General features: G+C 64.2%; 24 protein-coding genes and 1 tRNA gene. 8 read left to right on the forward strand and 17 right to left on the reverse strand.

Annotated features, from left to right (window positions below; translation table 11 throughout):
• Positions 1–15: 15 nt before the first annotated feature.
• The 14 genes from IPM20_11230 to IPM20_11295 all read right to left on the reverse strand — a co-directional run bounded on the left by IPM20_11230 (position 16) and on the right by IPM20_11295 (position 12,160).
• Positions 16–882 (reverse strand): dihydroorotate dehydrogenase electron transfer subunit, encoded by an 867-nt coding sequence (locus IPM20_11230; GenBank protein MBK9132192.1) that lies wholly within the window; start codon positions 880–882, stop codon positions 16–18.
• A gap of 16 nt (positions 883–898) precedes the next feature.
• Positions 899–2,179: a dihydroorotase gene (locus IPM20_11235; protein MBK9132193.1), complete on the reverse strand. Its 1,281-nt coding sequence runs from the start codon at positions 2,177–2,179 to the stop codon at positions 899–901.
• Entirely contained in the window at positions 2,179–3,162 is a 984-nt protein-coding gene (locus IPM20_11240) for an aspartate carbamoyltransferase catalytic subunit (GenBank protein MBK9132194.1), read from the reverse strand. Before IPM20_11240 ends, IPM20_11235 begins: the two co-directional genes overlap by 1 nt.
• A 13-nt stretch (positions 3,163–3,175) precedes the next feature.
• On the reverse strand, positions 3,176–3,646 hold the full coding sequence (gene pyrR / locus IPM20_11245) for a bifunctional pyr operon transcriptional regulator/uracil phosphoribosyltransferase PyrR (protein ID MBK9132195.1): 471 nt from the start codon (positions 3,644–3,646) through the stop codon (positions 3,176–3,178).
• A gap of 75 nt (positions 3,647–3,721) precedes the next feature.
• On the reverse strand, positions 3,722–4,198 hold the full coding sequence (gene ruvX, locus IPM20_11250; protein ID MBK9132196.1) for a Holliday junction resolvase RuvX: 477 nt from the start codon (positions 4,196–4,198) through the stop codon (positions 3,722–3,724).
• Positions 4,195–4,758, reverse strand: coding sequence for a YqgE/AlgH family protein (locus IPM20_11255; protein ID MBK9132197.1), 564 nt, complete (start codon positions 4,756–4,758; stop codon positions 4,195–4,197). The genes ruvX and IPM20_11255 overlap by 4 nt, the downstream gene beginning before the upstream one ends.
• 57 nt (positions 4,759–4,815) lie before the next feature.
• Positions 4,816–5,712: an energy transducer TonB gene (locus IPM20_11260; GenBank protein MBK9132198.1), complete on the reverse strand. Its 897-nt coding sequence runs from the start codon at positions 5,710–5,712 to the stop codon at positions 4,816–4,818.
• Positions 5,684–6,214, reverse strand: coding sequence for a Gx transporter family protein (locus IPM20_11265; GenBank protein MBK9132199.1), 531 nt, complete (start codon positions 6,212–6,214; stop codon positions 5,684–5,686). Before IPM20_11265 ends, IPM20_11260 begins: the two co-directional genes overlap by 29 nt.
• A 34-nt stretch (positions 6,215–6,248) precedes the next feature.
• Positions 6,249–6,608, reverse strand: a complete 360-nt coding sequence (locus tag IPM20_11270; protein MBK9132200.1) for a NusG domain II-containing protein — start codon at positions 6,606–6,608, stop codon at positions 6,249–6,251.
• On the reverse strand, positions 6,605–7,654 hold the full coding sequence (locus IPM20_11275) for an FAD:protein FMN transferase (GenBank protein MBK9132201.1): 1,050 nt from the start codon (positions 7,652–7,654) through the stop codon (positions 6,605–6,607). The genes IPM20_11270 and IPM20_11275 overlap by 4 nt, the downstream gene beginning before the upstream one ends.
• A complete protein-coding gene (gene gshB / locus IPM20_11280) occupies positions 7,651–8,595 on the reverse strand; it encodes a glutathione synthase (GenBank protein MBK9132202.1) in 945 nt (314 codons plus the stop codon). Before gshB ends, IPM20_11275 begins: the two co-directional genes overlap by 4 nt.
• A 34-nt stretch (positions 8,596–8,629) precedes the next feature.
• Entirely contained in the window at positions 8,630–9,949 is a 1,320-nt protein-coding gene (gene gshA, locus IPM20_11285; GenBank protein MBK9132203.1) for a glutamate--cysteine ligase, read from the reverse strand.
• 89 nt (positions 9,950–10,038) lie between these two features.
• On the reverse strand, positions 10,039–10,782 hold the full coding sequence (locus IPM20_11290) for a 16S rRNA (uracil(1498)-N(3))-methyltransferase (protein ID MBK9132204.1): 744 nt from the start codon (positions 10,780–10,782) through the stop codon (positions 10,039–10,041).
• 4 nt (positions 10,783–10,786) lie between these two features.
• Positions 10,787–12,160, reverse strand: coding sequence for an adenosylmethionine--8-amino-7-oxononanoate transaminase (locus IPM20_11295; protein ID MBK9132205.1), 1,374 nt, complete (start codon positions 12,158–12,160; stop codon positions 10,787–10,789).
• A 217-nt stretch (positions 12,161–12,377) separates the two neighbouring features.
• Between IPM20_11295 and IPM20_11300 the strand changes: the two genes are divergently transcribed.
• Positions 12,378–12,977 (forward strand): peroxiredoxin, encoded by a 600-nt coding sequence (locus IPM20_11300; protein MBK9132206.1) that lies wholly within the window; start codon positions 12,378–12,380, stop codon positions 12,975–12,977.
• A gap of 52 nt (positions 12,978–13,029) precedes the next feature.
• Here the strand turns inward: IPM20_11300 and IPM20_11305 are convergent, their stop codons facing one another.
• Positions 13,030–15,243, reverse strand: coding sequence for a VWA domain-containing protein (locus IPM20_11305; protein ID MBK9132207.1), 2,214 nt, complete (start codon positions 15,241–15,243; stop codon positions 13,030–13,032).
• A 152-nt stretch (positions 15,244–15,395) separates the two neighbouring features.
• Between IPM20_11305 and IPM20_11310 the strand changes: the two genes are divergently transcribed.
• Positions 15,396–15,824 carry a polymer-forming cytoskeletal protein gene (locus IPM20_11310; protein ID MBK9132208.1) on the forward strand — a complete coding sequence of 143 codons (429 nt, stop codon included), beginning with the start codon at positions 15,396–15,398 and terminating at the stop codon, positions 15,822–15,824.
• 434 nt (positions 15,825–16,258) lie between these two features.
• Here the strand turns inward: IPM20_11310 and IPM20_11315 are convergent, their stop codons facing one another.
• A complete protein-coding gene (locus IPM20_11315) occupies positions 16,259–16,513 on the reverse strand; it encodes a hypothetical protein (protein MBK9132209.1) in 255 nt (84 codons plus the stop codon).
• Positions 16,514–17,046: 533 nt separating this feature from the next.
• Here IPM20_11315 and birA point away from each other — a divergent pair.
• From birA to IPM20_11335, 4 genes are all read left to right on the forward strand, one after another.
• Positions 17,047–18,066, forward strand: a complete 1,020-nt coding sequence (gene birA / locus IPM20_11320; protein ID MBK9132210.1) for a bifunctional biotin--[acetyl-CoA-carboxylase] ligase/biotin operon repressor BirA — start codon at positions 17,047–17,049, stop codon at positions 18,064–18,066.
• Positions 18,063–18,827, forward strand: a complete 765-nt coding sequence (locus IPM20_11325; protein MBK9132211.1) for a type III pantothenate kinase — start codon at positions 18,063–18,065, stop codon at positions 18,825–18,827. Before birA ends, IPM20_11325 begins: the two co-directional genes overlap by 4 nt.
• Positions 18,824–19,642 carry a hypothetical protein gene (locus IPM20_11330; protein ID MBK9132212.1) on the forward strand — a complete coding sequence of 273 codons (819 nt, stop codon included), beginning with the start codon at positions 18,824–18,826 and terminating at the stop codon, positions 19,640–19,642. The genes IPM20_11325 and IPM20_11330 overlap by 4 nt, the downstream gene beginning before the upstream one ends.
• Before the next feature lie 62 nt (positions 19,643–19,704).
• Positions 19,705–19,780: transfer RNA gene (locus tag IPM20_11335), tRNA-Thr, on the forward strand.
• A 45-nt stretch (positions 19,781–19,825) separates the two neighbouring features.
• Here the strand turns inward: IPM20_11335 and IPM20_11340 are convergent.
• Positions 19,826–20,461, reverse strand: coding sequence for a TerC family protein (locus IPM20_11340; protein MBK9132213.1), 636 nt, complete (start codon positions 20,459–20,461; stop codon positions 19,826–19,828).
• A 155-nt stretch (positions 20,462–20,616) separates the two neighbouring features.
• Between IPM20_11340 and IPM20_11345 the strand changes: the two genes are divergently transcribed.
• Together IPM20_11345 and IPM20_11350 are read left to right on the forward strand one after the other, a co-directional pair.
• Complete coding sequence (locus IPM20_11345) at positions 20,617–22,245, forward strand: tetratricopeptide repeat protein (GenBank protein MBK9132214.1); 1,629 nt, start codon at positions 20,617–20,619, stop codon at positions 22,243–22,245.
• 212 nt (positions 22,246–22,457) lie between these two features.
• Positions 22,458–23,693 carry an EAL domain-containing protein gene (locus IPM20_11350; protein MBK9132215.1) on the forward strand — a complete coding sequence of 412 codons (1,236 nt, stop codon included), beginning with the start codon at positions 22,458–22,460 and terminating at the stop codon, positions 23,691–23,693.
• Positions 23,694–23,717 lie beyond the last annotated feature (24 nt).

Here is a 23,717-nt window from a genome sequence, read left to right on the forward strand (position 1 = left end):
CGGTGGTGGCGCGGCCTAGAACACCACCGTGGCGGCGTCAAAGACCGGGCCGTCCACGCACACACGCTTCATCGCCGGTCCGTCCGCGGTCAGGATGCGTACCGTGCAGCCGGCGCAGCCGCCCACCGCGCAGGCCATGAATTCTTCCAGCGAGACCTGGCACGGGAGGGCATAGTCACGCGCCAGCCGTGCGGTCGCCTCCAGCATCGGATGCGGGCCGCAGGCGAAGATCTCGACTTCCTCGCGTTGCGCCGGCGTCAGCGCGTCGAGCCAGCGGCGGGCGAGATCGGTGACGTAGCCGTGAAAGCAGCCGGGGTAGCCCTGGAGCGAGGCGAGCCGGCTCGGGATGCCCCAGTCGTCCATCAGCGGCATCGCGGCAATGGCCCCTTCCGGCATGCCGGGCACGAGGATCTGCGAGGGGCGGGTGGTGAACGGGAACGGCACCTCCGAACCCATCAACACCAGCGGCGAGTGGCCGCCGCCGCGACGCATCTCCTCCACCAGGAAGATCATCGGCGGGATGCCTACCCCGCCGCCGAGCAGCAGCGCGCGGGGGCGCTCCGGGCGCGGCGTGAAGGGACGGCCGATCGGACCGATCAGGCTGAGCCGTGTCCCGGATTCGTGGGCGGACAGCAGGCGCGTCCCAGCGCCGAAGACCCGGTAGAGCAGTTCGATCCAGCCCGCCCGGGCATCCGCGCGCATGATCGACAGCGGACGGCGCATCGGCAGCAGGGGGTTGCACGTGAGGTGAACGAAGCTGCCCGCGCGCGCGCGCTGCGCGATGCGCGGCGCCTGCAGGCGCAGGATGAATTGTTCTCCGGGGTGTGCCTGGTGGCTGAGGATCTCCGCCTCTTCGACCAGCAGTGTGTCTCGATGGGTCATGGCGCTTGGTGCGGGATCAAGATTTGTATTCGAAGACCGGCACGCCGCCGAGCAGGGTGTGGGTGACCCGCCCCTTGAGCTCCCAGTCCAGGAACGGCGTGTTGTGTCCCCGGCTGACCAGGCGGTCCCGGCTCAGCACCCAGTAGTGGTCCGGGTCGAAGACGCAGACGTCGGCCCGCCGCCCGGGTCCCAGGTCGCCGGCCTCGACGCCGAGGATGCGTGCCGGGCGCAGGGTCAGGCTCGCGATCATCTCGTTGATGGTCAACACACCGTCGTCGACCAGGCGCAGGCTGAGCGGCAACAGTGTCTCGAGGGCGGAGATGCCGGTCGCCGTTTCGCCGAACGGGGCCAGCTTGGCGTCCGCTTCGTGCGGTTGATGATCGGAGCAGATCGCGGCGATGGTCCCGCGTGACAGCCATTGGCGCAGGCCGTCGCGATCGCGCAGCGTGCGCAACGGAGGCATGACGTGGCACTGGCTGTCGAAATCGAGCACGTCGTTTTCCGTCAGGTGCAGGTGATGGGCGCTGACGTCCGCGGTGACCGGCAGCCCGTCGTGCTGCGCGCGCGCGATCATCTGCGCCGCCCGCGTCGTCGAGAGCAGCGAAAAATGGGTGCGTACGCCGATCTGCTCGACCAGGGCGAGGCAGGACGCCACCGCCACCGTCTCGGCCGCCGCCGGGATACCCGCCAGTCCGAGACGGCCGGACACCGCGCCGTCATGCGCGGTGCCGTTGTTGGCCAGGTGTGGATCCTGCGCGTTGACGAACACGGTGAGATCGAAGGTGGCGGCATATTCCATCGCCCGGCTGAGGATCAGCGGATTGTCGAATGCGCAGAAGTCGTTGCTCACGCCGGTGCAGCCGGCCTGCCTGAGCGCCGCCATCTCGCTCAGATGCCTGCCTTCCAGTCCGCGCGTCAAGGCGCCGAGTGGGAACACGCGGGCCTGGCCGGCGATCTCCGCGCGACGGATGATCAGCGAGGCGACCGCCGGTGTGTCGACCGCCGGTGTCGTCGTGGGCGGACTGCACAGCGTCGTGACCCCGCCATGGGCGGCGGCGCGGGTCTCGCTCGCGATCGTGGCCTTGTGCTCCTGTCCCGGTTCGCGCAGGTGGGCGCGCAGGTCGACCAGGCCGGGGCAGACGACCCGGTTGGTGGCGTCGATGTCGATGTCGGCAGTGAAGCCGTCAGGGGCGCGGCCGAGCGCGACGACCTTCCCGTCCGCGATGAAGAGATCCTGGCGGCCGTCGACGTCGTTGGCGGGATCGATGACGCGGCCGCCGCTGATCCGCACGCGCATCAGTGCAACTCCCTCGCGGGCAGGCTCGGCAGCCGCTGCATGGCCTTGGCCATGATCGCCATGCGTACCGCGGTGCCGTGCGCCACCTGATTCAGGATCACCGAGCGGGGACCGTCGGCGACGGCGGAATCGATCTCCACACCGCGGTTGATCGGTCCGGGGTGCATGATGATCGCATCAGGTTTCGCGAGGTCGAGTCGCGCCTCGGTCAGGCCGTAGAGCTGGAAATATTCGTGTTCACTTGGCAGCAGCGCGCCGGTCATGCGTTCGTGCTGCAGCCGCAGCGTGATGATGACATCAATGTCGCGCAATCCGCTGCGCAGGTCGTGATGGACGTGCACACCCAGGGTGTGCGCCTCGAGCGGGATCAGGGTCTTGGGCCCGATCACGCGGATCTCCTCCACCCCCAGCGTCGAAAGCGCGTGGATCTGCGAACGGGCCACGCGCGAGTGGAGGATATCGCCGACGATCGCGACACGCAGCTTGTAGAAATCGCCCTTGTGACGGCGGATGGTGAACATGTCCAGCATCGCCTGCGTCGGATGGGCGTGGCGGCCGTCACCGGCGTTGATCACGCTGACGTGGGGGGCGGCATGGCGCGCGATGAAATGGGCGGCCCCGCTCACGGCGTGGCGCACCACGAACATGTCGCACTGCATCGCCTCGAGGTTGCGCTGCGTGTCGAGCAGTGTCTCGCCCTTGGTCGTGGCGGAGGCATTGACGTTGATGTTGAGCACGTCGGCGGAGAGCCGCTTGGCGGCGAGCTCGAAGGTGGTGCGCGTGCGCGTGCTGGATTCAAAGAACAGATTGACGATGGTCTTGCCGCGCAGCAGCGGCACCTTCTTCACCGTCTGTTCGGTCACGGACGTGAACGATTCCGCGGCGTCGAGGATGTCGACCAGCATCTGTCGTTTCAGGCCTTCGATGGTGAGGAAATGGCGCAGCTGTCCGTCGTCGTCCAGCTGGATGTTCCGCTTGTCCATCGGTCCTATCCCTTCATCGCGCGCCGCTGACCCGGCTCAGGCGCAGCGGCTGCGGTCCGTGCAGCTTGATGTGTTCGCCGGCGGCGAGATCGATCCGGGTGCCGACCACATCGGCCTGGATCGGCAGTTCGCGGCCGCCGCGGTCGACCAGCGCGGCGAGCAGGATGGAGGCCGGCCGGCCGTAATCGAACAGCTCGTTGAGGGCGGCCCGGATGGTACGGCCGGTATTCAGCACGTCGTCGACCAGGATCACATGGCGATCCTCGATGTTGACGGGCAGCAGCGAGGGTTTGACGGTCGGGTTCATGCCGACGCGGGTGAAGTCGTCACGGTAGAAGGAGATGTCGAGGGTGCCGAGCGGGTTTTCCAGGCCAAGCAGGCGGTGCAGACGCTGGGCGACCCATACGCCCCCGGTATAGATGCCCACCATGAGGGGGTCGGTGATCCCCTGGCCGGCAAGCAGCGCGCGCAGGGCCGCGGCCATGTCGGCGATGAGCTGTTCCGGGTTGAGGGAGTCGATATCCACGCGGGTCTTACCGTCGTCGGGTGCCTAATCTTACTATGATTCTTCCGCCGCGTCCCGGTGTGAAGCTGCATCCCGCGCCTGCTGGCTGAACCAGGTTTGCAGGATCAGATGCGCCGCCACCTCGTCCAGCTCGCGACGGCGGCGCGAACGCCGCGTGCCGGAATCGGTCGCGGACTCGCGCAGGAGCCGGCCGGCCTCGACCGTCGAGAGCCGTTCGTCCGCGAGATGCACGGGGAGCCGGTAGCGGCCTTCCAGACGGCGCGCGAAACGCCGCGCCGATTCGGTCATCGGCTGTTCCGTGCCGTCCATGTTGAGCGGGATGCCGACGACCAGCGCGGCGGGCCGCCAGGCCTCGATCAGCCGGGTGATAGCGTCCCAGTCGGGGTTTTCATTGCGGCTGGCAAGGGTTGCCAGCGGCGTGGAAGTGGCGGTCAGTTCCTGTCCGACGGCCACGCCGATCTGTTGGGTTCCATAATCGAATCCGAGCAGCGTGCGGCCGGATTCCGTCATGCGTGGCCGATGTGGCTGGAGATGCGGTTCAGATCCACGCCGGTGAGAGCGGCGGCCGCCTCCCAGCGCTGTTCATAGGGCACGTCGAAAAAGATGCGGTCATCGGCGGGGACGCTCAGCCAGGCATTCTCCCGCATTTCGCGTTCGAGCTGGCCGGGACCCCAGCCCGCGTAGCCGAGCGCCACCAGACACTGGTCCGGGCCCTCGCCCGCGGCGATGGCCTCCAGGATGTCGCGCGAGGAGGTTACCGCGATCTCGTCAGTCACCTTCAGGGTCGCCTCCCAGTCGCCGTGCGGCTTGTGAATCACGAAGCCACGTTCGCATTGCACCGGCCCGCCGAGGAAGATCGGCTGCTGGATGACGGCATCGATGCGGGTCTCGATGTTCATCTGGCTGAGGACCTCGCCCAGGCTGATGTCGAGCGGCCGGTTCACCATGATCCCCATCGCCCCCTCCGCGGTGTGCTCGCACAGGTAGGTGACGCCATGAAAGAAATTGGGATCCTGCAGCGCGGGCATCGCGATCAGGAACTGGTCGATCATGTAGGTCGATTTGGCCATGATGGTATTAGTATCGGTCGAATGCGGGCGTGTTTACAAGTGATCGGGCAGCACCGTTCAGCGCGAGGCATCGAGACGGTGGCTGTCGAGGAATTCCCACGTGCGGGTGATGTGAAGCACGTCGGTGTCACTGCGTAATTCATCCGGAAACTGCGCGAAGGGGGCGGCCAGCTTGACAATGCGCATGGCGGCGTCGTCGAGAACCTTGCTGCCGGAGGAGCGCAGCAGGGTGATGCTGTTCAGGCTTCCGTCCGAGTTGATGGCGACATCCAGCAACAGGCTGCCCGAGATGTTGCGCCGTTTGGCTTCCTCGGGGTAATTGAGGTTGCCGATGCGTTCGATCTTGGCGCGCCAGGCGTCGAGATACGCGGCGTCGCGGTACTCGCGTGCCTGGGCCGAGATGTAGCGGTGTTTGTCGCGTTTGGCATAGGCCTCCATCGACTGGCTGATCTCGGCGCTCAGGGTGGCGATCTCCATGCTGCGGGCCACCATTTCCTCCGCCGTCATGGGCTGACGCGGCCGTTCCGCCGGCGCCGTGTCCTTGTGAACAGCACGTGCGGACTCGCTCTGGGTCAGCGGGGTGTCCTGCGCCGTCTGCGGTGCGGGCGGCGGGGCGGCCGGGAGTGTGACCGCCATGCCGGCGCCGGCACTGGGCTGCGGCAGCGGGGTGTAAGAGGGGCTCTGCGGGCTGATCTCGTCCGCCGCGCTGCCACCACCCTCCAGATTGGCCTGGGCGAGGAGTTTGGCGTCCTCGGGGGCCTTGTCGCTGCGCTGATGCACCAGGGTGATTTGCAGCGGCGGGGATTGCTCCGGCATCGCGCGTTCGAGCAGGCCCGGGGTGAAGGTCACGCCCAGAATGACCACGGCGTGCAGGACGCCGGCCACCATCAGGCTCAGGCCGAGACGGTCCGACGCCAGTGCCGGTTCAGGCGGTGGGAGCGCCAGGGCTTGCATCGCGGTTGATGTGGGCCATCATGGCCTGGACCAGGAGACCGCTCGCCAGACCGAACCCGACACCCGCGGTCATCAGCACCGGCAGCAGGCCGAACAGCGCCTCGTGCGGGATGAACAGGCGGTAGGCGACGAAGAACTGCGCGGCGATGTGCGCCATCGAGGCCAGCAGACAGTAGCCGATCGGGCCCAGCCCCCGTCCTGGCAGCAGGCTGCCCAGGCCGATGACGGCGACGGCCGCCACTGCCCCGGAGAAGCTCAGTACGAAGGTTGGCGTGAGGAAGGTCCCGATCAATATGCTGCCGACCACCACGCGCAGCAGGGATACCCACACCGCGGCCCGCCAGCCGTACAGGAGCAGCGCCGCGATGGTGACGACGTTGGCGAGTCCGGGTTTGATCCCGGGCAGCGGGCTGGGCAGCATGCTTTCGGCGATGTGGATCGTGATGGCGAGCGCGGCCAGCCAGGCGACGCGATAGTCTTCCCGCGTCGCGGTGAATGTCAGGGTATGCTCGCCGGTGTCGTTGTGCATGGATGGATCAGAAATTGATGGTGTCGTAGCGCAACTCGGGTCCGACCACCGCCAGGCTGATGTGATTGGGCAGACAGGCGGTGAATTCTCCACCGAGGTGGAGCCAGCCGGCGTGCACGCAGAACTGGCCATGGCAGGGGGATGAGGCGAAGCGCGCCTTGCCGTCGCGGATTTCGATCACGCTGGTGCCGAGCGGTCCCGGAAGACGGATCTCGCGATCCTCGTGCAGGGACGCGAGGATTTCCTTGCCGTCGGCGTCGACGATGCGCACCTCCTCGCCGGCCCCGCCCCGATGCCAGTAGCTGGCATACAGGTAGGGCAGTAACAACAGGGCCCCCGCCAGGACGAAGTAGTCGGCCCGGGTCATTGGAGCGGTTCTACGACCATCTTCGGGGGCGGGTCGGTTTCCATGCGCAGGCGATCGGCCAGTTGCGGGGTGATGTGTACAGTCATATCGGCGTCGATGAGCATCACCTGAGTGACGCCCATGCGGCGCGCGACTTCCTTCCAGCCGGACGGGCCGGCGATGAACAGCGCGTCGTCGGCGGCGTCGGCGAGGGTCCCGTCGGGGTGTACCACCGTCACCGACAGTACCCCCTCGGCGGGGTAGCCGGTGCGCGGATCCAGGATGTGATGGTAGCGCTTGCCCTGGTAGTCGAAGAAACGTTCGTAATTGCCGGAGGTATGCACGCTCTCGTTGTCGCCCATCTCCAGCGAGGCGATGATGCCGGGCTGGGCGGGGTTGCGGATGCCGACACGCCAGGGGCGGTCGCCATGGGCGCCGATGGCATGCAGCCCCCCGCCGGCATTGACGATGGCATTCCCGATACCCAGGGCGCGCAGGGCGTCGATCGCCTTGTCGACGGCATACCCCTTGGCGGATCCGCCAAGGTCGAGCTGCACCAGCGGATTGCGGCTGTGTACCGCCGTGCCCTCGATCACCAGATCCTCCATACTGGGGTGGGCATCGACCAGTTCTTGGATGCGTTCGACCGCGGGCGGCGGACCTTGCGGCGGGTCATCGCTGTGAAATCCCCACAGCCCGATCAGGCGGCCGATGGCGGGATTGAACAGTTGCTCGCCCGCGCGCGCGAGTTCCTGCGTCCTGAGCAGCACGGCCGCGTCCTCGGGACTGACCGTTACGGTTTCTCCGGCCGCAAGCCGGGTATTGAGATCGGTGAGCATGCCGGGTTCCCAGGCATGCCAGTGGACATGGATCTCGTTCAGCACGTCCTCGACCGCCTTGACCGCCTGCTGGGCCTTCGGCTCATCGATGTTCCACAGGCTGATGTCGACAATGGTGCCGAGCGTCATCAACTGGGTCTTGTAGACTTCGGGGGAGTGCCTGCCGCATCCGGTCAGCGCCAGCAACAGGCAGGTCAGCAGTGCGCAGGCCGCGGAGCGCCGCCTCATGACAGCCTTTCCGCGATGCGATCCATCAGCAGCGCGCTGATATTGAGGCCGAACTGGGCGTCGAGTTCGCGGATGCAGGTCGGACTGGTGACGTTGATCTCGGTCAGATACTCGCCGATCACGTCCAGCCCGACGAACATGAGTCCGCGCCGTTTCAGTTCCGGGCCGACCTGGGCGCAGATCCAGCGATCACGCTCGCTGAGCGGCACCCCGACGCCCTGTCCGCCTGCCGCCAGGTTGGCGCGCGTCTCGCCCGGCGCGGGGATACGTGCCAGTGCGTACGGCACCGGCTCGCCGTCGACCATCAGGATGCGCTTGTCGCCCTGGCTGATCTCGGGAATATAGCGCTGTGCCATGGTCAGCCGCGTGCTGTGCCGGGTCATGACCTCGAAGATGACGTTGAGATTCGGGTTATCGGGAGTGACGCGAAAGACCGACTCGCCGCCCATCGCCTCCAGCGGTTTGACGATGATATCGCGCTGCTCCAGCAGGAACGCGCGCAGGCGGGCGCTGTCGCTGGTGACCAGCGAGGGCGCGCTGCACTGCGGGAACCATGCGATGGAGAGTTTTTCGTTGGTATTGCGCAGTCCCTGCGGGCGATTGACCACCAGGACCCCGGCCGCTTCGGCGAGCTCGAGCAGGTAGGTAGTGTAGACATATTCGATATCGAAGGGCGGATCCTTGCGCATCAGGACGACGTCGAGCTCTTCCAGACCGGCATCGCGTTCCGCGCCCAGCGTGAACCAGTCGCGCTTGTCGTCGCGCACGGCGAGCTGCCGCATGCGCGCGCGGGGGCGGGCGTCGCGCAGGTAGAGATCGCCCTGTTCCATGTACCAGAGCGGCCAGCCGCGCGCCTGCGCCTCGATCAGCATGGCGAGGGTGCTGTCCTTGCCGGGTTTGATCCCGGCGATGGGATCCATCACGACACCGAGTTCGATCATGTGAGCGGACAGCAGCGGCCAGGATGAATTGCAATCATGGATAGGCAAGCGGGTCGTTCTCGCCCAGCGCCGCTTTTTCGCGCGCGGCGGCCAGCAGGGCCAGCCGGGCGATCACGCCGTAGGCGTAGAACCGGTTCGGGTGCGCATCCGGCGCCAGATTGCGCTCGGGCATGGTGCAGCAATTGGCGAAGGCAAGCGGCTCGAAATGCATGCCGGGCGAGTTGAGATTCTCGTTGGGGCCGCGCCGCGTATGCACGCGATAGAAACCGCCGACCACGAAGTGGTCGATCATGTAGACCACCGGCTCGCTGACCGCCTGGCCGTCGCCCCAGGTCTCGAAGGTGTAGACGCCTTCCTGCAGGATCACCTTGGTGGTCTCGGCGCCGCCCTTGGTCGCCGCCATGCGCGTGCGTTCCTTGCGATTGAGCGAGCGCACATCCTCGGGCGAATGTACGGTCATGATGCCCATGCCGTAGGTGCCGGCATCGGCCTTCACCATCACGAAGGGTGGTTCCTTAACCCCGTATTCGTCGTACTTGCGCTGGATCGAGCCGAGCAGCGATTCGACGTTGCGCGCCAGGCACTCTTCGCCCTCGCGCTTCATGAAATTGATCTCCCCGCACTTGAGCGACAGCGGCGTGATCAGCCAGGGGTCGACCTCCATGATCGCGGCGAATTCCTCCGCGACCGTCTTGTACTGCGCGAAATGCTGCGACTTGAGACGGTTGGACCAGCCGAGTTCCAGCGGCGGGATGACCGGTTGCCGAAGGTTCTGCAGGATCGGCGGATGGCCGGAGGAGAGATCGTTGTTGAGCAGCACCATGCAGGGCGTGAACCCGTCGAGGTGGACCTTGTCGCCGCTGCGCTGCAGCGGTTCGAGCCGCAGGCGACGACCGGACGGCAGTTCAATGTCGCGCGCGCCGTCGAGATCCTCCAGCAGGGAACCGATGCGGGTCTCGAAGCCGGACTTGGTGATGATGTCCTGCAGGGTGGCCAGGCTCTCCATGTAAAACGGGTTGCGGGTGTGGCTCTCGGGCACCAGGATGATGCGGTTGGCGCTGGGGCAGACACGCTCGATCGCCGACTGCATGGCCTGCACGCAGAGCGGGATGAAGGCCGGATTGAGATTGTTGAACCCGGCGGGAAACAGGTTGGTGTCCACCGGGGCCAGCTTGAAGCCGGCATTGCGCAGATCGACCGAGGCATAGAATGGCGCCGCGGTCTTCTTCCATTCCTGCCGGAACCAGGACTCGATCTCGGTCTGGCGGTCGAGCAGGTGCTGCTCGATCAGCAGCAACGGTCCGTTCTGGACCGTGGTGAGATGGGGCACGGGTTGAAGATGCTGAATGGACATGAGTTCCCTGCTACCCGATGGGATCGACTATGGTAACTTAAAACCCTCTTTGAAAATAGAGGGTTAGATTCGACTGACTGCAGGGACGCTCAACCCAGGTCACCCTGCAGGGCCTGCAGCGCGGCGAGGGCCGCGATCCCGGCCGTTTCGGTGCGCAGGATGCGCGGACCGAGGCGCAGGCCGGCGAAGCCGGCCCGTCGGGACTGCTCGATCTCCCTGTCGCTGAGCCCGCCTTCCGGGCCGATCAGCAGTGTGACCCGTGTCGCCGGCGGAAGTTGCAACTGGCTCAGCCCGGTCTCGGCGGCGGGATCGAGCACCAGTCGCAGCCCCTCCGCGACCGTGGAGGGGGAAACCAGCCAGTTGCCCAGCGACGTGACGGGCAGCAGTTCAGGCAGGCGCGTGCGCCCCGACTGCTCGCACGCGCCCGCGATCACGCCCTCCCAGTGCCGGCGCCGGCGCTCGCGGCGCTCCCCTTCGAGGCGTACCTGGCTGAATTCGGTCTCCAGCGGAATGATGCGCGTGACACCGAGTTCCACCGATTTTTGCAGGGTGTAGTCCATGCGTTCTCCGCGCGAGATGCCCTGCGCCAGCGTGATGGACAGCGGGGATTCACGGCTGATGTCGATGAATGCGCCCACGGTGACGACCGCCGTACCCCGTTCGACTGCGCTCAGCGTCGCCTCGTACTCGCCCCCCGCGCCGTTGAAGAGGGATACGGGCGCCCCGGGCTTAAGCCGCAGCACGCGCAACAGATGATTCGAGGCGGTCTCCTCCAGCGCCACACGGGAACCGGCGGTGAGCGTCTGGGACAGGAAGATGCGGGGTATGCGCATGGCGTCAGTCCCGCGTGGCTGCCGCGAGTCCGTCCCAGGCGACCTGCGCCATGTATTCGATCTCTTCCGCCGTGATCACGTAGGGCGGCATGAAATAGATCACATTGCCGAGCGGGCGCAGGAGCACGCCGTGTTCCAGGGCATGGCGATAGACGCGCAGCCCACGCCGTTCCTGCCAGGGATAGGGTTCGCGGGTGCGCCCGTCACGGGCCATCTCGATCGCCAGGATCATGCCGCATTGACGCACCTCGGCGACATGGGGGTGGTTCACGAAGCGCGATCCGGCGGCGGCGAGGGATTCCGAGAGGGCGGCGTTCCGCTCGATGACGCGGTCCTGCGCGAAGATGTCGAGCGTCGCAAGCGCCGCCCGGCAGGCCAGGGGGTTGCCGGTGTAGCTGTGGGAATGGAGGAAGGCGGTCAGGCGGTGGTAATCGTCGTAGAAGGCCTGGTAGACCGCTTCACGGGTGAGCACCGCGGAGAGCGGCAGATAGCCCCCGGTCAGCCCCTTGGACAGACAGAGGAAATCCGGGCTTATGCCGGCCTGCTCACAGGCGAACAGCGTGCCGGTACGGCCGAATCCGACGGCGATTTCGTCGGCGATGAGGTGCACACCGTATTCGTCGCAGGCGGCGCGCAGCAGGGCGAGATAGACCGGATCGTACATGCGCATGGAGCCCGCGCATTGCACCAGCGGCTCGACGATGACGGCGCAGACTTCTTCATGGTGGCGGTCCAGGGTCTCGCGCATCGCCCCGAAAAGGCGCGTGGAGTGTTCAGCCCAGCTCTGGCCGGGTTCGCGCCAGAAACAGTCGGGCGAAGGCACGGAAATGGACTGCATTAAGAGCGGGCGGTAGGTTTTTTTGTACAGAGGGATGTCGCCCACTGACAGTGCGCCCAGGGTTTCCCCGTGGTAACTATTTGTCAGGTTTATAAATTTATTTTTACGTTCATGGCCGAGATTGCACCAGTAATGAAAGCTCATCTTCAGGGCGACTTCCACCGCGGAAGATCCGTTGTCGGCGAAAAAGCAGCGCGCCATTCCGGCCGGGGCGATCCGCACCAGACGTTCGGCCAGTTCCAGTGCGGGCAGATGGGTGAATCCGGCCAGCATCACATGTTCGAGTTCGGCGAGCTGATCGCGCACCGCGGCGTTGATGCGCGGGTTGGCGTGGCCGAACAGATTGACCCACCATGAGCTGATGGCATCCAGGTAGCGCCGGCCCTCGAAATCCTCCAGCCAGACGCCGGCGCCGCGCCGGATCGGGATCGGCGGCAGCGACTCGTGATCCTTCATCTGGGTGCAGGGGTGCCACAGGACGGCGAGATCGCGCTGCGCGATCGCGGCATTGCCTGCCAGCGGTTCCAGGGCGAATGTCATAATGCGTCGGGGACCCCGCTTGATGGCTGGTCAGGAATTCTGAAATCGTAAGGGTTTAACTGTCGTCTCACTTTAGTATTATGTTCGGCGTAACGAGCGGGTACTTGCAAGCCTCCCGGAATTCGTTAGACTAAATGAGATCGTTTCTCAATATCGAGATCTTCATCCGAAGGATCGATTCGGATGATAGCGGCTTAATTTTTGAAGGAGAGATGTAATGACCGTATTGGTGGCGAAACCGGCCCCAGATTTTACCGCGACCGCTGTGATGCCGGACAACAGTTTCAATGAAAGCTTCAAGCTGTCGCACTACCGTGGCAAGTACGTGGTGCTGTTTTTCTATCCGCTCGATTTTACGTTCGTGTGTCCGTCCGAGCTGATCGCCTTCGATCACCGCCTGGATAAGTTCCAGAAGCGCAACGTGCAGGTCATCGGCTGTTCGGTGGATTCCCATTTCAGCCATCTGGCCTGGAAGAACACGCCGGTCAACAAGGGCGGCATCGGCAACGTTCAGTATCCGCTCGTCGCCGATCTCACCAAGGGCATCGCCCGGGACTATGACGTACTGGTGAGCGATGCGGTCGCGTTGCGCGGTTCCTTCCTGATCGACAAGGAAGGCATCGTGCGGCACCAGGTGGTGAACGATCTGCCGCTCGGCCGCAACATTGACGAGATGCTGCGCATGGTCGACGCCCTGCAGTTCACCGAGAAGCACGGCGAGGTCTGCCCCGCGGGCTGGCAGGAAGGCAAGAAGGGCATGAAGGCCTCCACCAGCGGCGTGGCGGAATACCTGGCCGAGGAAGCCACCGAGCTTTAGATCATGCTGAACCGGGAGGCGGCCTCCGGCCGTCTCCCGCCCATCGCGGGCATCATCCGGTACTGCGGGTCTTCTCCTCGAAGATGAGGTCGATCTCCTCCACATTGAGATTCTTCAGGTGGTCGTCGACCTCTTCAGCATCCGCAGAGCGGTTATCCTCTTCCATGATCAGTTCGGGGGACGAGTCCTGGTATTGGCGCGGTCCCGCCGGGGGCGCCGCTTCCTCCAGGGTTTGCGCTGGCTCCGGTTCCATAGCATCCGCCTCCGTTTCTTCCGCGGCCTGCTCCTGTTCGGCTATGGCGACGTCAGGGTCCGGGGGAGTGGATTCCGCGGCAGTCGCCGCTTCGGCGATTTGCGTCACGATCGATGGCTTGGAGTTGTCGAACGGCGTGGGCGCGGTGTCCGCCGCGGTAGCGCTTCCCGCGGTAGTTTTATCTTCTGCCGCAAGTTTTTCCGGGGCGTCTCCTTCTACTGCCGCCGTTGATTCCGCGTTGTTGCCGAAGAGCTTCCGGTAAACCAGGTACAACGCGCCGCCGACGATCACATTCAACAGAGTCACGAGCGTGATGACCAGTATCCAGTTGACGGGAGCCGGTCCGTTGTCCGTCTCCGCGTCATCATCCACGGCATCCTCTTCGAGGATCGCTTCCCCGTCGTCCGATGGCGCCTCCGCCACGTCAGTGTCGGAGGCTTCCACGGACGGCGATACGGCGTGGCCGAAGTACAGCGGCCTGCCCTGATAATGGATCGGTTTTCCATTCGGGCGCTCGGCCTCGATGTCGAGCACGACCTGATAACGCCCGTCCGATGGATATGAATCGAGTCCCAGCCTCCACTCGCCGGGGCTGGTGCGTAGCATCTGATGGACCTCGGCCTGCTCATCCTCGCCGGTAATCGTGGCCGAGGCACGCAGGGTTTCCGGGTCGATGATCCCGGCGCGCGGAATCATGAACAGCGCGGTGCCGTTTTCGTCCGCGCGGATGTCGGCGATGACCGGGCTCTCCACGATCTCGACATCCTGTCTGTGCTGGCGCTTGAACGTCGTGCCGTCGACATCTACGACGACGCTATGCGCCCCGGGTTCATCAGTCCCCGACAGTTGCGTGCTGAATATTCCGTCACCCGGCATGATGTCGCCGTCGCGGCCGTTGTCGAGCAGCAACCGTTCTGACGCGACATCGTCTCCGGACGTCTCCTGGACCTTCACCGTGATGAAATGCAGGAACTCCTCGCGGGTGACGGGCTGATTCTGTTCCGTAAAGCGGATCAAGAGATCCTGCGTGTCTCCCGCCAGGATCTGGTTGGGAAGCTGGGTCGCCACGACCCGCAGGTTGCTCACCACCATCACGCGGTTGTCGGGATCGATTTCCGCGTTGACATGCCAGGTGCCGGTCGCCGGTTTCTCGAGGGTCACCAGATCGTAGTGTGCGTCGCTGTGCCAGCGCGCGTTGGGCGGCAGCCGTGTCGCGCTGAATGACGCGCCGTCCGGCGCGGTCAAGGTTGTCGCCGGGGCATTTTCCGCGCGAAAGACCAGCAGGGTGAGTTCCTCGATGCTGTCGTCGACCAGGACCTGATTGTCGATCAGCGGCAGGGTGTCGGGATTCGCCGCCTTCTCGAACATGCGCAGGAAGATCCGTTCGAGTTGATCCGCGTCATCGGCGCGCTCGAACCAGCCGCCGGTGGAGGCCGAGAGCTGCCGGAGGAGATGCTCATCCGCGCCAGTGGACAGGGCGATGGAATACACTTCCACCCCGGCGGCGTGCAGGCGGGGCAGGATCGCGTCGGTGATGCGCGCGCGGGACTTCCGGTCCGATTCCGCGGCGTCGGATACATCAACCAGTCCGTCGGTGAGCAGAATGATGCTGCGGCGGACGCCGGGTGCTGCTTCGGACCAGTTCCAGCTCGCCTTGTCGAGGGCTGACTCCATGTCGGTGAACAGCCCAGCCGAGCCGATCTGATCCGCCGAGTCCATGGCCTGTTCCCGCCAGGCGGAGTTTACCTCTCCATAGCGGACCATCATGTTCACGTAGCGTGCGAAGGTCCACACGCCAGCCTGTGTCCCGGACGGGAGCAGTCCGGTCAGCAACCGCAGCGCGGGTTTGCGCAGATTGGCCGGGTCGTTCTGCTTCATGCTGCCCGAGACGTCGATCAGGATGCGGATGTCATAGGCCGGAGCGGTCGTCTCGGGCGGCGGTGTCGACGCCACGGCGAACCCGGCCACGGACAGGAACGCAAGCAGGCTGAAAATGAAGTGGGATGTTTTCACCGTACGCGCCAGGACCTATTCGGGCTTCTTGTACCGGGTTATCGGAATTAACTGATTGATTCTTTAAGTGCGTTATAATCACGCGCGATTGGTGGCTAATATCAACATGCACCGGCACTTGAGCCGGCCGGTGGCGACAGGGAGGCGGGGATATGCAAGCGTTTTTCACCGGCGGCAAGGGGCGGCGCGCGCTCGATGGTGTCAAGCAGTTTACGACCCTGATCGGGAACGGCACCCATCTGACGGGGGCCCTGCGCGGGAGCGAAAACTGCATCGTCAACGGCAGCGTCGAGGGTAACTGCGAAATCGACGGTACGCTGGTGCTGGGCGAGACGGGGCGCTGGCACGGCAATATCACCGCCACGATGGCCATCATCTCCGGCGAGATCGTCGGCGATATCGTGACGGGCGAGAAGCTGGAATTGAGTGCGTCCGCCCGTATCACCGGCAACATCACCAGCCCGGTGGTGGCCATGGCCGAGGGCGCGATTCACCAGGGGGGTATCAAGATGACCCGTGGGGGCGGCGCTGTGTCCAATTTCCAGGAGAAACGCAAGGGATCTGCCGACCGCGAATCCTGATGGGCGGACCTGGCCCGGCTTGCCTTATTTCCCAGTTATTTGCTAGGGTATGTCAGTCAATACTTTCCGCCGTCGCACCGGTCCGGGAGGGTTGGCGTGGGGAATAATCTGCTTAAAACCAACGATAGCCACCCAAGCGGAGGTAGGCATGTCTGCTCGTGTCAAATCGGCAAGTGATCATGATGGAACCCTGGTAATCGCTCTCTGTGTCATCGTCCTGGCATTGGGTCTGTTCGCCAAATACGTGCTGGTGGGTTAAGCGCGGCGCGGCGCGGGTCATCCCGCGCCGTCTCACCTCAGTTGCAGCCAGAGCGTCTGCCCGCAGGACGGGGGTATGCTGGCGTGACCATCGACTCGCTTTCAGTTCCGGCGCATTCGCGTCGCTCTGAACCGCGGGTTTCTGAAGAAAGAGCGGCGGTGAAGGCTTTAAGGTCCTATCGCGCCGCCCGTTTGGCTCCGTTGACCCGCGGGGGCAAAGGACGCTCGATGCGTGCGAGCCTCGGGTTGATCGCGTCCTCGGTGATCATGATCGCCATCCCGAGCACATTCATCATTGCTTCGGTGTCCTCCGGATCCGCGAAATCCTGTTGCAGGTGTTCGAAGTGGAACCGGCTGAGATAGAGCACGTTCGGTCCCCGGCCATGCAGTCGCTCGAAAGCGTTCGCCAGGCGATAGATGAAACTCAGCATGGATGTGCTCCTGATTTTGTGGCTTCCGGGACTGATGCCGCTAGCGGCATGCCTGCCGCAGACCTTTAAATTCATTTCTCTTTTGTTGCCGGCAAGTCATCGGTCCGGCCGGCGGTTGCGCGGAGGCCAAGCTTATCAATTGAAAATATAAGGATTTTGTACATATATTGACCAAATACCTTTGTTTATATATGGTATTCGCGTAGTCATACTGAAACGGTGCGACGGCGTTTGAGTTCGGAATACCACATTTAAAGGAGGTGACGTATGGCCAGTCAGAGAGATGCGGCGACGGATGACGGAGTACTCTGCATCGGGATCGTCGTGATTACGCTGATCTGCGCGTTTGTCGCAGTGGCCTTGGCGGGTTGAAGACTCCCGTCCAATCGGAAGCCTGCCGACGGCGGTCGCGGCGGTAGGCGGGTCCGGAGGACTGGCCGGTTCCCACAAGGGACCGGCCTTTTTATTTGGATGAAATTGATCGCTCCGGTCGCGCGGTCGCTGCCATCGATGCCGGCTGTTACACTATCGCGATGCAAGGGAGCGCATTACTGAACATACTCGCCGACGGGCAGTTCCATTCCGGTGAGGTGTTGGGGCAGGTATTGGGAATCAGCCGTGCCGGCGTATGGAAGCATCTGCAGACGCTGAAGGCACGCGGTATCGAAATCGATTCTGTGCCCGGCAAGGGTCACCGCCTCGCCGTTCCGATCGAGCTTCTTTCCGAAGCGCAGATACGCGCCAGTCTGAGTGAGACTGCGCGTCAGTACCTGCACGGGCTGGAACTGCACCAGCAAATCGATTCCACCAACAGTGAACTGCGCCGTCGCGCGGCCGCCCTCCCATCTGCTTTCGCATGTATCGCAGAAGCACAGACCGCCGGACGTGGACGCAGCAACCGTGCATGGCTGTCTCCCTATGCGCGCAATCTCTATCTCTCGCTGCTGTGGCGTTTCGATGCGGGGCCGGACGCGCTCGCGGGCTTGAGTCTGGCTGTCGGCGTCGCCGTATTGCGCGCTTTGCGGCGCCTGGGCGTGGCGGACGCGGGACTCAAGTGGCCCAACGATCTGCTCTGGCGGGGGGCGAAGTTCGCCGGGATCCTGATCGAGATGAATGGTGAAGCATACGGCAATTGCAGCGTGGTGATCGGGATCGGAATCAACGTCCGGATGCCGCGGGCGCTGGGTGCGCCCATCGATCAGGCATGGACGGACCTCGCCACCATCATCGGAACGATTCCCTCGCGCAACCGGCTGGCCGGGACACTGCTGAGTGAACTGATCGAGATGCTCGCCGGGTTCGAAAGCAAGGGTCTTGCGCCGCTGCTCGAAGAGTGGCGGCGTTACGATATCCTGCGCGATAGCCTGGTGACGGTGACCACGCCGCATGGCGAGTTGAGCGGCATTGCACGTGGCATCGATGCCGGTGGAGCGCTGCTGGTTGAGGAGGGCGGCATCATCAAGCGTTATCTCTCCGGCGATGTCAGCCTGCGCGCCGCCCGTGGTGATCCGGCGTGCGGGACGCACCGCGCCAACGGTGACGTGCACGCATGATTCTGCTGGTGGACGCGGGCAACACCCGCATCAAATGGGCGGAACTGGGAAACGGTGCGCTGAAACCGGGCCCGGCGCTGCTGCGACGTGGTGGAACAGAGGATATCGATGCCCTGTCCGCGTCTTGGGGCGGGCTGTCCACACCCGCCCGGGTTCTCGTTGCTAGTGTTGCCGGCACGGAATTCGCCAGCCTGTTCACGGCCTGGTCACGGCGGACCTGGGGGATCGAGCCCGAATTCATCCTTTCCCGGCCGGAAGGTTTCGGTGTCACCAATGCCTATCTGGAACCCCAACGGCTGGGTGTCGACCGCTGGCTGGCACTGGTCGCCGCGCGCCGCGCCCTTGCGGGTCCGGTCTGTGTCATCGACTGCGGTACCGCGCTGACAGTCGACGCGATGGCGAAAGATGGCGTGCATCTGGGCGGGCTGATCATGCCGGGGCTCGGCCTCATGCGGCGCGCCTTGCTGGAGAATACCGCGGATATACGGGTGACGTTAGAGGATGCCGCGCCGCCACGGATAGCCGTGCTGGCGAAGGATACGCGCGGCGGTGTGATGGGTGGCACACTGTATGCTGCTGTCGCCACGATCGACCGTATCATGCGTGACCTCGAAGCTGGGACCGATGAGCGGCCCACCTGTCTGCTGACCGGCGGCGACAGCGGCGCGATACTGCCCCTGCTGTCTACGGATTTCGATTTCCATCATGAGCCCGACTTGGTATTGCAAGGGTTGGCCATTGTCGCGGAGGCCGGGCGATGAGATTGTTGTTCTTCGTCCTGTTGCTCGCCAATCTCGGTTTCTTTGCCTGGCAGTATCAGGCGCGTGGCGGGCTCACCGATCAAGAGGCCGTCTACGATAAGATCCCGGCCGTGGATCCAGGGGTGTCACCCCTTGTGCTGCTTAGCGAGCGCGAGGATGCTTCGCCGATGCAGCCGGCGACCGGCGCCGAGACGCTGCCCTTATCGCAGACACCATCGAGCGATGCAAGCGCCGACGCCATGCCGGAACCGGCGGAGGAGGCAATACAGCCTGAGCCTCGGGAGACCGAACTGGTCATCGAAGATGCGCCCGTGCCCGGAGAGGCCAGGGCCGCGACCGTGATCGCCCGATACTGTTTCGAGATTGGCCCATCCGAGGACCGGGCGATGATGGAGCGACTGCAACACGAGGCGCAAGAGTCAGGCGCACGCGCAGACCTCAGTGAGCAGACGAGGACCGTCCAGGACGGGTACTGGATACGCCTGCCGGAATATCTCTCCTACGATCAGGCGCGGTCCAGATATCGGGAGTTGCAGAAGAAGGGGGTGGATGACATCGCCATCGTGCCCCTGCCCGACAAGCGTTACTTCATCTCGCTCGGTGTCTACAAGCGAAAGGATACGGTGGAAGATCGTCGCAAGGAGGTCCTCGCCGCCGGGATTACCCCCATGATCGAGGATCGCATGGTCGACAGGGCGGAGTATTCCGTGACGGTCGAGTATGAGACACCCGATCCCGCGCAATTGCGCGAACTGCGGGGAAGGCTCACGACCCGGGCGCCGAAACTTCCCTCGCGCGAGACCGAGTGCCGCTAGGCGCGGTCCATGAATCGGATTCCAGGCGGGTTTGCTATAATGCGCCGAGTCCAACCGAACACGCTGGCGTAGCTCAGTCGGTAGAGCAGCTGATTTGTAATCAGCCGGTCGGGGGTTCAATTCCTCTCGCCAGCTCCATCTTGATTTAACCTCCGCAGTAACAACCCGTCTGGTGACGGGGGCTCAAACCGCTTCCGCGACCTGGTGGGCGCCGTCCCACATCATGTCGAGCGCGATATACAGGATGATGATCAGGCCGATGTAGCCGATCCAGCGATGGCGTACCAGCAGTCGCGCCATCACGGTGGAGGCGATACCCATCAGGGCCACGGACAGGGCTAGGCCGACGATGAGTACCCAGGTGTGTTCGCGGGCGGCGCCAGCGACGGCGAGCACATTATCGAGCGACATCGAGATGTCGGCCACGATGATCTGGGTGACCGCCTCGCGGAAGGTTTTGGGCTTCCCTCCGGCGACTTCCTTGCCTTCCAGGATCGCCTCGCCTTCCTGCTCGGCATGCGTCCGCGGCGCGCTCAGTTCCCGGTACAGCTTCCAGGAAACCCACAGCAGCAGGATGCCGCCGGCCAGCATCAGACCAATGATCTGGAGCAGTTGGGTGGTCAGGACGGCGAACAGGATGCGCAGTACGGTGGCGCCGATGATGCCGTAGAAGATGGCCTTGCGGCGCTGCTCAGCGGGCAGGCCGGCCGCGGCCATGCCGACCACGATGGCGTTATCGCCCGCCAGGACCACGTCGGTCATGATGACGGTGGCGAGCGCAGACAATTCCTGGGGGGAGATGAGTGAGAACAGATCCATGTGCGCGTTTTAATAGCACATTCACCGGGTGTTGTCAGCCAGAGAGGGTGTTGCGCGCTTAAAGTTCGTGGGTAAATCATCCGCTATTTCCATGGGATTCCATCCGAAGCGTGAAGCCGCAATATTGAGGCCGAACGATCATGCGGCAAATGGCCATGAGCAAACCTGGCGACTTTCCATACGACTTCAAATACGTCCGTTTTCTGATCGTGGACGAGTCCGCGGCCACCCGCGGGTTGTTGGAGTCGATGCTGGTGGAGAGCGGGGCGGAGCGGATCGATCAGGCGGCCTATGCGGCCGAGGCCATCCGGATGATGGGGCAGTCCGTTTATGACATTGTTCTGTGTGATTACCGCCTCGGGACCGGGCGTGATGGTCAGCAGCTGTTGGAGGAAGTGAGATACAAGGGAATACTCAAGGCGCACACCCTGTTCGTCATGGTGACGGCCGAGAGTACCGCGCAGGTGGTCATGGGCGTGCTCGAGTGTCATCCGGACGATTACCTTTCCCTGCCGGTCACGCGTCAGCGCCTTGCCGCGCGACTCGCACGCCTGCTGCGGCGGCGTGACGAGATTGGTACCATCGAGGAAGCGCTGGAGGAACAACGCTACGAAGAGGCACTGGCGCTGTGCGAAGAACGCATGACGGCGGGATGCACGGAGGTGCTGGAGCTGCTTCGCCTCCAGGCGGACGCCTTCGTCGCGCTGGGGAGGCTGCCCCAGGCGGAGGCGATCTACTCCCAGGTCTTTGCCCGCCGCAAGGCGGTTTGGGCGGGCCTCGGGAGCGGTCGGGTCTGTTATCTGCGCGAGGATTACGCGGGCGCGGCACATGCCTTTGAACAAACCCTGAAGGCCCATCCACGCCAGCTCGAGGCGTACGACTGGCTGGCCAGGACCCAGGTGCAGTTGGGCGATCACGATACTGCGCGCCAGACCCTGGGCACCGCGCTCGAGTTGTCGCCGCGCTCGATCCGCCGGCAGATGGTGCTCGGCGAACTCGCGTTGCGCGATGGGGAATACCGGGTTGCGGCGCGCGCCTTCGGCGCTGCGGTTGCCCTGGGCGGCCGTTCCATTTACCGCACCGCCACCAATTACATCATGCTGGCGCGGGCCCTCATGCATTTCGACACCGGTGGCGCCCTGCGCGTGCTGCACGACCTGCGTCGCGATTTCAGAACCGATCCCGAGGCACGTCTGCGCGCGGCGGTGGCGGAGTACATGGTGCATCGCCAGGCGGGCGAGGAGGCCGGGGCGCAGGCCTCTTATGATGAGGCTATGAAGATTTATCGCGGGATCGATCAGGGCATCTCGGCCGAGGCGATGGTGGAACTGGCGCGCATGCTGCTCGCGCGGGGTGAGCATGCGGCGGCCATCGAGCAGATGCGCAAGGCAATCGGCAACCGGCACGAGGATGAGGCGTTGTTGCAGGAGGTTCGCGCGGTCTTTCGCGCGGCCGGCAGGGAACGGGAAGGCGAGGAGATCATCGGACAGGTGCGGGCGGACGTGGTTCGGCTCAATAACGACGGCGTCCATCTGGCGGAGGCGGGGCGCCTGGATGAGTCCGCCGAACTGTTCCGCAAGGCGCTCGGTGACCTGCCGGAGAACCGCACTATCAATATGAACATGGCCAAGGTCCTGCTGCTGCGCATGAAGCGGGACGGAAACGACGAACACGATATGCATCAGGCGCATGAGTGCATCGAGCGCTTGCGTCGGCAGGATCCGGTCAGCAGCGCGGTGCAGCGTCTGGCCACGATGTATCGCGAAGCGGCGGAACGAGGGTGAAGATGCCCCATGATAAGGACCGCCACCATGGCACCATGCTGGTGCGTCGAGGCCGGATTATCACGAAAAAATCGATAGTTATATTCTAAAGATCCCCGAATCGGCTGCCGTTAACCAAGGACAAGGACAGCGGCGGCACGATGGCTATCTCATCTAATTTAAATCCTGTGCACTCAGCCACGGACGGCCTTTCCCAACGGGAAGAGCCGGCGGTGATGGAGTCGGCCATCTACCAGGACGCCGACCGTACCTATGCGATGTTCAACGGGCTCAGGGTGGACTCGCATTTTCAGCCGATCTTCAGTCTGGCCCATCAGCGCGTGATCGGATTCGAGGCGCTGATGCGCGCGACCGGTCCCGACGGGCGGCCGCATGGGCCACATGAAGTGTTCGCCGGGACACGCAGCTATACCGATACGGTGTTGCTCGACCGCCTGTGTCGCGCGACGCACCTGTACAACTTCGCACGCCAGGACACGGCTTCCTGCTGGCTGTTTCTCAACATCAATCCCCGCGTCATCGCCGAGGGACGGCGCTCCGGTTCCTTTCTGCAGTCGAAACTCGAGCAGCTGGGGTTCCCGCCGCAGCGGGTGGTGATCGAAATCGTCGAGGCCGCGCTGGCGGATGAGTCGCCGCTGGTGGATTCCGTCCACCATTACCGCGACCTCGGTTGTCTGATCGCGATCGATGATTTCGGGGCGGGCCATTCCAATTTTGACCGCATCTGCCGCCTGCGTCCGGATATCGTCAAACTCGACCGCTTGATCGTCGCCCAGGCGGCGGTCGATCCCGGCATCCGTTCCATCGTGCCCGGCATGGTGTCGCTGCTGCACGAGTCGGGTTCGCTGGTCGTGATGGAGGGGATCGAAACCGAGAATGAGGCGATGGTGGCGATGGATGCCGACGCGGATTTCGTACAGGGCTACTACTTTGCGCGTCCCGCTCCGCACGCGGCCGTGGTCCGGGAGCCCGGATTCGACCAGCTTTTCGATCAGTTCCGGGATCTGACACAGCGGGAGCGCACCGGCTACCGCACCGAGATTGCGCCCTATCTGAACAGCCTCGGATATGCCTCCGTGCTGCTGCAGTCGTCTCATCCGCTCGAGGTCGCCTGCAAGGGTTTTCTCGAGCTGCCGCGCGCGGAGCGCTGTTTCCTCCTCGACAGCGAAGGTCGCCAGATCGGGGCCAACATCAATTCGCCGACCTCCCAGATGGTGTCCAATCTGCGCTTCGCTCCGTTGCGCGCCGCGGACGGCGCCAACTGGTCGCGACGGCACTATTTCCGCCGCGCCATATCGCGGCCGGAAAAGGTCCAGGTCACGCGTCCCTATCTCTCGGCCGCCACCGCCACCCCCTGCATTACCGTCTCAATCGCCTTCAAGGTGCGTGGAGAGCGTCGTGTCCTGTGCGGTGATCTGCGCTGGGACGAGCGCCATGTACAGCCCTGATCTCGGCATAATTTCCCTGCAATA

The sequence above is a fragment of the Gammaproteobacteria bacterium genome, assembly GCA_016716465.1.
Lineage (GTDB): Bacteria > Pseudomonadota > Gammaproteobacteria > SZUA-140 > SZUA-140 > JADJWH01.